Here is a 10,901-nt window from a genome sequence, read left to right as displayed (position 1 = left end):
GAGGCTGCTCATGGCGTCATTCTTCGATGGAGGTCAGGGGGGCGGACTCGCGCGGGCGCACGTGGTCGGCATCGAAATGGCAGGAGAACACCGAGCCCTTGCCGACCTCGCTTTCAATCTCCAGCCGTGCGTGGTGCAGGCCGAGGATGTGCTTGACGATGGACAGGCCCAGGCCGGTACCGCCGCTTTCGCGGGAGCGGCTGCTGGAGACACGGTAAAAACGTTCGGTCAGGCGCGGCAGGTGGGAGGCCGGGATGCCATAGCCGGAATCGCGCACCGCCAGCACGGCACCGTCGCCTTCGCGGCGGAACTCCACGGCGATGCGGCCACCGGCCGGCGTATAGCGCACCGCATTGGTGACCAGGTTGGAGAACGCGCTGTGCAGTTCCTTGGTCGAGCCTTGCAGGTCAACGCCGGCCAGGTCGTCGATGCTGATCTGGTGGCGGCCCTGGCTGTGCGCTTCGGCTTCGCGGCGCAGGGTCGCCAGCATCGGTTGCATGGCCACGGTCTCTTCCTCGCTGTGTTCCTGCGATTCGAGGCGCGACAGGGTCAGCAGGTCTTCCACCAGCTGGGCCATGCGCTGGCTCTGCTTGCGCATTTCTTCCAGCATCGGTCCGGTTCCCGGGAAATCCTCCGGGTCCATCATGTCCAGATAGCCGTGCACCACGGTGAGCGGCGTGCGCAGTTCGTGTGAAACGTTGGCCACGAAATCGCGGCGCACCTGTTCCAGGCGCAGCAGCTTGCTGACGTCGCGGGCGATCAGCAGCCAGTAATCCGACGAATAGGGAATCAGGCGCAGGTTCAGGCGGATCGCCGGATCGACCGGCGAAGGCACGTCGAGGATCGGCTCGGCATTGCGGCCGCCGGCCAGCCAGTGCGCCAGCGGCATCGGCTGCAGGCGTTCGACCAGGGCTTCGCCGAGGTCGCCGGGGTGATGCAGGCCGAGCAGGGCGGTGGCCGCTTCGTTGAACCACTGCACGCGCTGGCTGTTGCGGTCCAGCACCACCACCGCATCGGGCAATGCGGCGGCCGCAGCGCGATAGCTGCGCAGCATGTCCAGCAGGCGGCGCTTGCGCACGCGCATTTCCACCTGGTTGCGGTACAGCAGGCGGTCCAGCTCGTTCCAGACGCCGGTGCCTTCTTCGGCGGTATCCCAGCGCTGGCGCGCGGTCAGGCGCCGCAGCACGCTGCGCAGGCGCCAGTAATGCCATGCCAGCGTGGCCAGCGCGCCCAACGCGATGCACAACCACAGATGGCCCGTGAACCACCCCACCAGTCCGGCGAACAGCAGTACCGCGGCAACGGTGGCCAGGGTCTTCAACCAGGCAGAGCGGATGTGGCGGGGCATTGCGATCTCGTCGTTGAGGTGCGGCGGTTCACTGGGGTGAACCGAGGGTTATAGCAGAGTTGCCGGCGCCGGCACCCGCAGGTGCGCGGTGCCGGCACGACGAGGCTCAGGTAGCAGTGGAGAAGCGGTAGCCGGCGCCGCGCACGGTCTGCACCATGTTTTCGGCGTTGAACGGTTCCAGCGTCTTGCGCAGGCGGCGGATGTGCACGTCGATGGTGCGCTCCTCCACGTACACGCTGCCGCCCCACACATGGTCCAGCAGCTGGGCGCGGGTATAGACGCGCTCCGGGTGGGTCATGAAGAAGTGCAGCAGGCGGTATTCGGTCGGGCCGATCGGCACCGGCTGGTCGTTGGCGAACACGCGATGGGCGGCGCCGTCGATGCGGATCGGGCCGACCGCCACGCTGCCGTCCTCGTCGTCCTCGCGGGCGCGGCGCATCACCGCACGGATGCGGGCCAGCAGTTCGCGCGCCGAGAACGGCTTGACCACATAGTCGTCGACGCCGGCTTCAAGGCCACCCACGCGGTCGTTCTCTTCGCCGCGGGCGGTCAGCATGATGATCGGCACTTCGCGGGTCAGGGTTTCCTTGCGCCAGCGCCGGGCCAGGTCCAGGCCACTGGTGCCGGGCAGCATCCAGTCCAGCAGGATCAGGTCGGGGACGCGGTCGGCGATGGCGGTCTGGGCCTCACGGGCGTCGCCGGCGTGGACCGGTTCGTAATCGCCCTTGCGCAGGGCGAAGGCGACCATTTCACGGATCGCGGGCTCGTCATCGACGATCAGGATGCGTTTCTGCACGAGGACACCGTAGGGCTCGGTTACTGGAGTGGTGCCAGTAGACTACGGTTTGATGACATGTTTGTGACTACCTGGCCGGAACCGTTCGGGATTGCCATCGGCCGGTCATGCAGCGCTCAGCGGCGGTCCAGGTCCGGGTCCTGCACGCCCTGCCGGCGCAGCTCCAGCACGGTGGGGGTGATCGCCTCGATGCGCGCATCCACCCGCGCCCGGCCTACGTAGTCCAGCGCCGGGTTGCGCTTGAGCGCCTGCAGCTGCATCAGCGACTGTTCCGGCCGGCCGCTGAGGAAGGCCGCCTCGGCGTAGGCCTCGCTGGCACGCACGCTGTCGCCGGCCAACTCGCTGGCGCGGGCGTACCGCTGCTGGAAGACCGGATCGTTACCGCTTTGCGACAGCAGGGGCCGCAGCATGGCCTGCGCGCGCTGGCCCGCCTCGCGGCTGCCCTGTTCGTTCAGGATCTCGGCATAGGTCAGCGCCACCGGACGGCTGTTGGGGTGCTGGCGCAGCAACTGCTCGAAGCGACTGTTGGCCTGGGCGGTCTGGCCTGCACGCGATTCGGCCTCGCCCAGCCCCAGAGCCAGCCACAGGTTGTCCGGGCGGGTCTGCAGCAGGCCTGCCAGGGTCTGCCGGGCCTGGGTGGCGCCGGCGCGACCGCTGCGCATCACCGCCAGCGCCTGGCCATAGCGCTGGGCATCGTTGAGGCCGTCCTTCTGACGCTTGGCCAGATCGGCATACTCGCGTTCCAGCTCGGGGGTGGAATCCGCGCTGAGCACGCGCAGGCGCTCGCGGGCCCAGTCGAAGTCGCCACTGGCGCCGCGGCTGAGCTGGCCCATCGGGATGCGCAGCACGCTGCTGGGCAGCAGCGGGTTGGTTCCGCGCAACAGAGGTTCGGCCAGGCTGGGATCGGCCGGGTCCACGCGCTCCCTGCGCTCGCCGCTGGGGGTGCTGGTGGTCAGCAGCACCGTGTCCTTCTTCATCTGGTCGGCGCGGGCCTTCGCCTCGCTGATGCGGGTGATGTTGACCGGATGGGTGCGCAGGAACTCGGGCACGCTGTAGCCACCCTCGTTGCCGCGCATCGCCGATGCCATCCGCTCGAAGAAGCCGGCCATGGCGTCCACGTCGTAACCGCTGCGCGACAGCGTGCGGATGCCGAGGCGATCGGCCTCGGATTCGTTGGACCGGGTGTAGTTGATCTGGCGCTGCTGCATCAGGCCCATGCCCGAGCTGATCGCGGCCATCGTCGCGTTGCCGGACGACGTGCTGTTGCTGGCCTGTGCGGCCACCACCGCCGCCAGCATGCCGAGCAGGATCGGGATCTGGTCGCGCTGGGCACGCTCGACCCCGCGCAGCACGTGCTGCTGGGTGACGTGGGCGATTTCGTGCGACAGCACCGCAGCCACCTCGTCCTCGCGCTCGGCGGTCAGCACCAGGCCGGCATTGACCCCGATGTAGCCGCCCAGCGTGGCGAAGGCGTTGATCTGGCGGTCCTTCATCACGAAGAAGGTGTACGGCTGGCGAGGCTGGTCGCTGTTGGAGCCGAGCCGGGTACCCATGGTCTGCAGCCAGTCGTTGACCAGCGGGTCATCCAGCAGGTAGCCGTAGTTGCGCAGCTCGCGCAGCATCATCGCGCCGTACTCGGCCTGGCGGGCCGGGGTCAGCAGCTCGCCGGCCGAGGAGCCGATGTCGGGCAGCTTCTCCTGGGCCTGGGCGAGCGGCATGGCCAGGGCCAGGGTGACGGCGGTAGTCAGCAGCAGGGCTCGCAAGCAGTGGGTCCTCGGGCAGGGCGCGCCAAGCGTGGCAGGGTGGGGGGCAACCATTCGTTAATCCACAGTGTTGCGGCCGTGGCGTGGAAATTCCAGCGCACCGGTACCATATGTAGACCGTCGATCCATCGTGGAGTTTCCCGTGACAGCCCAGACCGCCGGCGGTGCCCCCGCCATCACCATCTATTCCACCGCCGTCTGCCCGTACTGCGTGGCCGCCAAGAACTTCCTGAAGAGCAAGGGCCAGCAGTGGACCGAGATCCGCATCGACCTGGACCCGGTCGAGCGCGAGAAGATGATGGCACTGACCCGCCGTACCAGCGTGCCGCAGATCTTCGTCGGCGACGTCCACGTGGGCGGCTACGACGACATGATGGCCCTGCACCGTGAAGGCAAGCTCGAGCCGCTGCTGGCCGGGCAGGGCCAGGCATGAGCGCGGCCGACGACGGCAGCAAGGACCGCATCGCCGAGTTCACCGACTTCCGCAAGCGCATGAACGAGCGGATCCTGGGCGAGCCGAACCAGGTGGTGCGCCGCTTCTTCGCGCTGGACACGCAGACCTACCAGGCCGGCGCGCTGGATGTGAAGACCAAGGAACTGCTGGGCCTGGTGGCCTCGATGGTGCTGCGCTGCGACGACTGCATCAGCTACCACGTGGCCCAGTGCAAGGACGCCGGGGTGACCCGAGAAGAGTTCTTCGAGACCTTCTCGGTCGGCCTGGTGGTGGGCGGCTCGATCGTGATCCCGCACCTGCGCCGCGCGGTCGACTTCCTCGACCAGCTCGAAGGCGGCGCTGCCGCCCCCGAAGCGCACGCGCACTGAGGTAGCGCCGGGCCATGCCCGGCGGACACCTGAACGAACGGCCGCCGGGCGTGGCCCGGCGCTACCTGGTACGCAGGGGCCGTTCCCGCGATCCAACAGCCCAGGAGCCCCCTTGTTGTTCAAGGGGGCGCGCCGGTAGGCGGGGGGATAAGGTGGAATGCGCGGGCAAACCGCAGAGCGGTTTGCTCAAGGGGGCGCGCCGACAGGCGCGGGGATAAGGTGGGATGCGCGGGCAATTCTGCCTGAGCCGGGCACTGGGACCATGGTCTATTTGGGACCTCGGCCCCGGCTCAGGCATAATTGCCGGTGAAACTTCCTTTGCGCCGGCGTTTCCGGGCACGTCCGGACGGCGTTTTTCCCCCTGTTCGGAACATCGATCAATGACGCAGAAAATTACGGTCATCCGCGGCGACGGCATTGGCCCGGAAATCATGGACGCCACCCTGTTCGTGCTCGACCAGCTCAAGACTGGCCTGGAGTACGAAGACGCCGACGCCGGCCTGGTGGCCCTGGAAAAGCACGGCGACCTGATGCCGGCGGTGACCCTGGAATCGATCGCGCGCAACAAGGTCGCGCTGAAGAGCCCGCTGACCACCCCGGTCGGTGGTGGCTTCACCTCGATCAACGTCAGCCTGCGCCGTCACTTCGACCTGTACGCCAATGTGCGTCCGGCCCACACCTTCCCGAACACCAAGTCGCGTTTCGACAACGTCGACCTGATCACCGTGCGTGAGAATACCGAAGGTGCCTACCTGGCCGAAGGCCAGGAAGTGTCGGCCGACGGCGAGACCGCCTTCTCCGGCACCCGCATCACCCGCAAGGGCTCCGAGCGCATCGTGCGCTACGCCTTCGAGCTGGCCAAGAGCACCGGCCGCAAGAAGGTCACCGCCGTACACAAGGCCAACATCATCAAGTCGACCTCGGGCCTGTTCCTGAATGTCGCCCGTGAAGTGGCTGCGCAGTACCCGGACATCGAATTCCAGGAGATGATCGTCGACAACTGCTGCATGCAGCTGGTGATGCGTCCGGAACAGTTCGACGTGATCGTCACCACCAACCTGTTCGGCGACATCATCTCCGACCTGTGCGCCGGCCTCGTCGGCGGCCTGGGCCTGGCCCCGGGTGCCAACATCGGCAAGGACGCGGCGATCTTCGAAGCCGTGCACGGCACCGCGCCGGACATCGCTGGCCAGGGCAAGGCCAATCCGTGCGCGCTGCTGCTGGCGGCCGCGCAGATGCTGGACCATGTCGGCCAGCCGGAAAATGCCGAGCGCCTGCGCAAGGCCATCGTGGCGACCATGGAAGCCAAGGATTCGCTGACCGGCGACCTGGGCGGCACCGGCACCACCATGAGCTTTGCCCAGGCCATCGCCAGCCGCCTCTAAGCGGCGGTCGTTCCGGCTGGAGATCGTCTCGGCGATGTCCAGTCCGGGCCTGCATGCGTTGAAGACGGGCCGTCCTTGTACGGCCCGTCTGCGTTTTCAACTGCGGTTTTTCACCGACAGGATTTTTTCAGATGCCTGAGGCGGCCGTGTGGGTCGTGGCGGCCGTTGCCGTCTATGTTGTCGGCGTGGTCATCTACGCCATCTTCTACTGGCCGTGGTCCCGCGCCCAGCGCGCACTGCGCCGCCTGCGGACGCAGGGGGCGCCCCTCCGCAGCATGCAGGAGGGCGAGGCGCGCATCCTGCGGTTGATCGAATTTCCGGCAGGATCGCCTGTGTATCTGCTCGAAGGCAGCTGTGCCGAGTTCGTGATCAGGAGCAGGATCTCTCCGGCCCAGCATGTGCAGACCCTGGCCGGCGTCCCAGTGAAGTATCCGGCGGGCCTTGCACGTGCCGTGCGCGCGGGCAGCAATACCGCCGAAGTGGTGCTGGGTCGTGACCACGCGATGATCGTGCGACTCAATGGAGTCAAGCTGGCCCAGTAGAGTCGAGCCATGCTCGACTGCTCCTGCGTAGTCGAGCATGGCTCGACGCTACAAGGACATTCTGTGCGAAATTTGCACAGATCATGTGCTTCTACACGGCTGGTTCGTGCGCCATCCGCTCCGCATCATGTGCCCACTTTTCACCGCACAGGAGCTTGAACATGAACCTCACCGCCTTTGGTCTGGCCAGCCTGATCGGCATGGCCACCGTTACCCCCGTCACCGCTGCCGAACCGGCCCATCCCACCATCCGCCACATGGCTGGCGCACCCGTTGTGGCTTCGCTGGATGCGGCGAAGACCGCCGTGCTGGTGATCGACTTCCAGAACGAATACTTCGACGGCAGCGCTGTGCCGGGCTTCGCCGGTGGCCGCATGGTCATCCCCGATGGCGTGGCCGCACTGCGGCAGGCGAAGCGGGTGGTCGAGTTCGCCGATGCCCACGGCATCCGCGTGATCCATGTGCAGCACGTGTTGCCGGCTGGTGCGCCGCTGTTCGCGCAGGGCAGCGTCAATGCCGCCTTCCATCGCGACCTGCAGCCGCGCAAGGGCGAGACCGTGGTGCAGAAGGACAACGTCAGCGTGTTCGCCGGTGACTCGGCCGCAGTGCTCGACCAGGTGCTGAAGGATGCCGGCATCGACACCCTGATCGTCACCGGCCTGCAGACCCATGCCTGCGTGGCAGGTGCCGCCCGCGATGCCGCAGCGGCACCGCGTGGCTACCGCGTCATCGTGTCGTCCGATGCAACTGCCAGCCGTGATCTGGATCTTGCCGGAGGCCAGCGCATCGGTCATCGCGCGCTGCATGACGCCTCGCTGGCGCAGATTGAGGACACCTTTGGCGATGTCATGGCGACTGACGCGATCCTGGCACTGCCGGTGCGCAAGGCCGGCGACGGCGCTTGATAAGCTGACGGGGCCCGCACGCCGCGGGCCCCGCCACCTGGAGCTGCCCGCCGATGGACCATTTCGCCGCCCTGCGTGCGCTGCGCGCCATCGTCGATGCAGGCAGTTTCACCGCCGCCGCCGAACGACTGGGTACCACCCATTCGGCGATGTCACGGCAACTGCGGCAGCTGGAAGAACATCTAGAGGTTCGACTGCTCGATCGCAACAGCCGCCGGCTGTCACTGACGGAAGCCGGTCGCGACTACTACCGCGAGGCGGCAGCGCTGCTGGATCGCCTGCAGGAGGCGGATGACCGCGCACGCGCAGGGCAGGCACAGCCCAGCGGCACCGTGCGGATCAGCGTGCCGCAGGTGGTCGCCAGCCAGGAACTGCCGCATTGGTTGCCGTCGTTCCTGCGGCGCTACCCACAGGTCACGCTGGATCTTTCCGCCGACGACCAGCTGGTTGATGTGGTCGGGGGCGGCTTCGACCTGGCGCTGCGCATCGCGCCTTCCTTGCCGGACAGCCAGCTGGTTGCGCGCGAGCTGGCCAGCTGCCCACGCATCCTGGTCGCCGCACCGGCCTATCTGGCGCGGCACGGTCTGCCCCGGCAGGTTTCGGACCTCGCACAGCACACGCTGCTGGGTTTCAGTCCCACAGCGGCGATGTCGCCCTGGCAGCTGCAGGGGCCACGCGGTGCCGCCGCGAGCATCGAGGCGGGGCAGCGCCTGCGGGTGGATGCGACGCCAGCGTTGTATGCCGCTGCGTTGGCTGGCATGGGCATCAGCCTGTTCACTGCGCTGACCGTGCAGGAGGACCTGCGTGCCGGCCGCCTGATCCGTGTGCTGCCCGCCTGGCACGCCGGACAGCGGCGCTACTTCGCGCTGTATCCGCACGCGCGGGCGCTGGCGCCGAAGGTGCGTGCGCTGGTCGAGCACCTTGCGGCGCACTACGCTGCACAGGTGGGCGCGGCGGGGTAGTCGCGCGGCTGCAACCGGGGTGGTGATGGAGTCGGTGTATCTGCTGGTCGCGCTGGGCGCGATCGTCGCCGGATTCGTGCAGGGCCTGTCCGGCTTCGCCTTCGGCATGGTGGCGATGTCGTTCTGGGCGTGGGGACTGGAGCCGCGGCTGGCGGCGACGCTTTCGGTGTTTGGTGCGCTGGTCGGGCAGCTGGTCGCAGTGTTCACCGTGCGCCGCGGTTTCAACCTGCGCCTGCTGCTGCCGTTCGTGCTGGGTGGGCTGGCCGGCATTCCGCTGGGCGTGACGGTGCTGCCACGGCTGGACATGGACTGGTTCAAGGCGCTGCTGGGTGGCTTCCTGGCGCTGTGGTGCCCGGTGATGCTGATGGCGCGCTCGTTGCCTCCGGTCCGCGTCGGCGGCCGTATCGGTGATGCGATTGCTGGCATGGCCGGTGGCGTGCTCAGTGGCATCGGCGGCTTTGCCGGGCCGGTGCCGACGTTGTGGAGCACCCTGCGAGGCTTCGGCAAGGACGAGCAGCGCGCGGTCATCCAGAACTTCAACCTGGCGATGCTGGCGGTGACCATGGCCACCTATGTCGGCAGCGGCCTGGTGAGCCGGCAGATGTTGCCGTACTTCGCCATCGTGGCACCGGCCATGCTGGTGCCGACCCTGCTGGGCGCGCGGGTCTACATCGGCATCAGCGAGGCACGCTTCCGGCAGGTCGTGCTGGGCCTGCTGACCGCGTCAGGCATCGCGTTGCTGGCGTCGTCGCTGCCGGTACTGCTGGCGCGCTGAGGGAAGAACGAAAAAGGGCGCCACGAAGGGCGCCCTTTGTCGTCTACGGCATGTTTCGGCTCAGCGCTGCTGGATCTTCGACAGCAGGCGCAGGAATTCAACGTACAGCCAGACCAGGGTCACCATCAGGCCGAATGCGCCATACCACTCCATGTACTTCGGTGCACGCTGGGCGACACCGGTTTCGATGAAGTCGAAATCCAGCACCAGATTCAGCGCGGCCACGACCACCACGAACAGGCTGAAAGCAATGCCCAGCCAGCTGGAGTCGTGGATCACCGGCACGTCGATGTTGAAGAAGCCCAGCACGAATGACGCGAGGTAGAGCAGGGCGATGCCGCCAGTGGCGGCGACCACGCCCATCTTGAAGTTCTCGGTGGCCTTGATCAGGCCGCTGCGGTACGCGAACAGCAGCGCGAACAGGGTGCCAAAGGTCAGCAGCACCGCCTGGAACACGATGCCCGGGAACTTGGCGTTGAACACGGCCGAGATGGCGCCCAGGAACAGGCCTTCCACCAGCGCATACATCGGTGCGGTGACCGGCGACCATTCCTTCTTGAAGACGGTGATGAGCGCCAGCACGAGGCCGCCGATGGCGCCGCCCATGGCATACAGCTTGGCTCCGGCCATTACCTGGCCGTAGTCATCGATGGTCTGGTTCCAGGCGAAGGCGGCGGTCAGCACGGTCAACAGCAGCAGGAAGCCGGTCTTGTTGACGGTACCGTTGAGGGTCATGGCCTGGTCGGGGCTGGTCACCACCGAGCCACTGGCGAGGTCGAGGAAGGTGGACTCGGAAAGAGCCGGGTTGCCGCTGCGCATACGCGTTCTCCGTGCGAATGAGGGTCAGGACGGCCATCCGGCCGATGGGCGTGAGCATAGCCGATGACTGCTTTCGGCGTTGTGGCAGGCGCCGGATCTACGCATCCTGCGTTGACAGTTCCCAATGCGCTTGGCGACAATGACCAGCTCCCCGGGCATGGCCCGAGGGGATTGCAAGACCGGGGTATAGCGCAGTCTGGTAGCGCGCCTGCTTTGGGAGCAGGATGTCGGGGGTTCGAATCCCTCTACCCCGACCAATCCCACATCACGTCGGATTGGACACCGTTCCGGTTCGGGCGCCCGTAGCTCAACTGGATAGAGCACCGGCCTTCTAAGCCGGCGGTTACAGGTTCGATTCCTGTCGGGCGCGCCATTGGAATCAATGGTTTAAGTGCTCACATCCGTGAACATTGGTTCCCATTCGATGGCTGCACGACCCTGGGTGGCGAGCATTCCACCTTCCTCTTTTCCGATGAAAGATGCCCTTTGCATGGGGTGCAGTCGCACGACGTGATGTCATTCCGGTTGCGGTTGACCGGCGTCTGACGTCGATCGGCTCACTCCGCAGGTGCTTGAGCAGCGCCGCCTGGGATGGGGCAATGCACCCGGCAAAGAAAAAAGGCCAGCGCTATGCGCTGGCCTTTTTCAATGTCGCGATGGATGCACTCTGGTCGAGTGCACCCCGGATGGATCACATCTGTTCCAGTTCGCCCACTCGCACCTTGCCGCCACCGCCGCAGTTGCCGTGGCAGCCGCCGCTGATCGGGCCGCTGCCGCCGCCACC

The 10,901-nt window shown here is 66.9% G+C and carries 11 protein-coding genes and 2 tRNA genes; 9 read left to right on the top strand and 4 right to left on the bottom strand.

Annotated elements, in window-relative coordinates; all coding sequences use genetic code 11:
- Positions 1–16: 16 nt before the first annotated feature.
- The 3 genes from phoR to QRO95_RS24115 all read right to left on the bottom strand — a co-directional run bounded on the left by phoR (position 17) and on the right by QRO95_RS24115 (position 3,961).
- Complete coding sequence (gene phoR, locus QRO95_RS24125) at positions 17–1,348, bottom strand: phosphate regulon sensor histidine kinase PhoR (RefSeq protein WP_032129078.1); 1,332 nt, start codon at positions 1,346–1,348, stop codon at positions 17–19.
- Positions 1,349–1,454: 106 nt separating this feature from the next.
- Entirely contained in the window at positions 1,455–2,144 is a 690-nt protein-coding gene (phoB, locus tag QRO95_RS24120; RefSeq protein ID WP_005408258.1) for a phosphate regulon transcriptional regulator PhoB, read from the bottom strand.
- 116 nt (positions 2,145–2,260) lie between these two features.
- A complete protein-coding gene (locus QRO95_RS24115) occupies positions 2,261–3,961 on the bottom strand; it encodes a M48 family metalloprotease (RefSeq protein ID WP_180838317.1) in 1,701 nt (566 codons plus the stop codon).
- Positions 3,962–4,049: 88 nt separating this feature from the next.
- On the opposite strand from QRO95_RS24115, the gene grxC reads away from it, so the two are divergent.
- The 7 genes from grxC (at position 4,050) to QRO95_RS24080 (ending at position 9,298) form a co-directional block, all read left to right on the top strand.
- Positions 4,050–4,340 (top strand): glutaredoxin 3, encoded by a 291-nt coding sequence (gene grxC, locus QRO95_RS24110; RefSeq protein WP_285303639.1) that lies wholly within the window; start codon positions 4,050–4,052, stop codon positions 4,338–4,340.
- Complete coding sequence (locus tag QRO95_RS24105; RefSeq protein ID WP_004146041.1) at positions 4,337–4,729, top strand: carboxymuconolactone decarboxylase family protein; 393 nt, start codon at positions 4,337–4,339, stop codon at positions 4,727–4,729. Before grxC ends, QRO95_RS24105 begins: the two co-directional genes overlap by 4 nt.
- A 380-nt stretch (positions 4,730–5,109) precedes the next feature.
- Entirely contained in the window at positions 5,110–6,114 is a 1,005-nt protein-coding gene (locus QRO95_RS24100) for an isocitrate dehydrogenase (RefSeq protein ID WP_032129081.1), read from the top strand.
- Between the two features lie 131 nt (positions 6,115–6,245).
- Positions 6,246–6,656 carry a hypothetical protein gene (locus tag QRO95_RS24095; RefSeq protein ID WP_285303638.1) on the top strand — a complete coding sequence of 137 codons (411 nt, stop codon included), beginning with the start codon at positions 6,246–6,248 and terminating at the stop codon, positions 6,654–6,656.
- Positions 6,657–6,817: 161 nt separating this feature from the next.
- Positions 6,818–7,561 carry a cysteine hydrolase family protein gene (locus tag QRO95_RS24090; RefSeq protein WP_032129083.1) on the top strand — a complete coding sequence of 248 codons (744 nt, stop codon included), beginning with the start codon at positions 6,818–6,820 and terminating at the stop codon, positions 7,559–7,561.
- 53 nt (positions 7,562–7,614) lie between these two features.
- Positions 7,615–8,523 carry a LysR family transcriptional regulator gene (locus tag QRO95_RS24085; protein WP_285303637.1) on the top strand — a complete coding sequence of 303 codons (909 nt, stop codon included), beginning with the start codon at positions 7,615–7,617 and terminating at the stop codon, positions 8,521–8,523.
- Between the two features lie 25 nt (positions 8,524–8,548).
- Entirely contained in the window at positions 8,549–9,298 is a 750-nt protein-coding gene (locus QRO95_RS24080) for a sulfite exporter TauE/SafE family protein (protein WP_032129085.1), read from the top strand.
- Positions 9,299–9,358: 60 nt separating this feature from the next.
- Here QRO95_RS24080 and QRO95_RS24075 read toward each other — a convergent pair whose 3' ends face one another.
- Positions 9,359–10,117 carry a Bax inhibitor-1/YccA family protein gene (locus tag QRO95_RS24075; RefSeq protein ID WP_049400915.1) on the bottom strand — a complete coding sequence of 253 codons (759 nt, stop codon included), beginning with the start codon at positions 10,115–10,117 and terminating at the stop codon, positions 9,359–9,361.
- A gap of 180 nt (positions 10,118–10,297) precedes the next feature.
- Between QRO95_RS24075 and QRO95_RS24070 the strand changes: the two genes are divergently transcribed.
- Positions 10,298–10,374, top strand: a tRNA-Pro gene (locus QRO95_RS24070).
- Positions 10,375–10,413: 39 nt separating this feature from the next.
- Positions 10,414–10,490, top strand: a tRNA-Arg gene (locus tag QRO95_RS24065).
- Positions 10,491–10,901: the final 411 nt, after the last annotated feature.

The sequence above is a fragment of the Stenotrophomonas maltophilia group sp. Smal13 genome, assembly GCF_030236855.1.
Lineage (GTDB): Bacteria > Pseudomonadota > Gammaproteobacteria > Xanthomonadales > Xanthomonadaceae > Stenotrophomonas > Stenotrophomonas maltophilia_A.
This window is presented reverse-complemented; position numbering and strand designations above follow the sequence as displayed.

Bases quoted from the DNA above. Each gene is read 5' to 3' on its own strand.
- phoR (WP_032129078.1), bottom strand. From the start codon at position 1,348: ATGCCCCGCCACATCCGCTCTGCCTGGTTGAAGACCCTGGCCACCGTT.
- QRO95_RS24115 (WP_180838317.1), bottom strand. From the start codon at position 3,961: ATGGTTGCCCCCCACCCTGCCACGCTTGGCGCGCCCTGCCCGAGGACC.
- QRO95_RS24105 (WP_004146041.1), top strand. From the start codon at position 4,337: ATGAGCGCGGCCGACGACGGCAGCAAGGACCGCATCGCCGAGTTCACC.
- QRO95_RS24100 (WP_032129081.1), top strand. From the start codon at position 5,110: ATGACGCAGAAAATTACGGTCATCCGCGGCGACGGCATTGGCCCGGAA.
- QRO95_RS24095 (WP_285303638.1), top strand. From the start codon at position 6,246: ATGCCTGAGGCGGCCGTGTGGGTCGTGGCGGCCGTTGCCGTCTATGTT.
- QRO95_RS24090 (WP_032129083.1), top strand. From the start codon at position 6,818: ATGAACCTCACCGCCTTTGGTCTGGCCAGCCTGATCGGCATGGCCACC.
- QRO95_RS24085 (WP_285303637.1), top strand. From the start codon at position 7,615: ATGGACCATTTCGCCGCCCTGCGTGCGCTGCGCGCCATCGTCGATGCA.
- QRO95_RS24080 (WP_032129085.1), top strand. From the start codon at position 8,549: ATGGAGTCGGTGTATCTGCTGGTCGCGCTGGGCGCGATCGTCGCCGGA.
- QRO95_RS24075 (WP_049400915.1), bottom strand. From the start codon at position 10,117: ATGCGCAGCGGCAACCCGGCTCTTTCCGAGTCCACCTTCCTCGACCTC.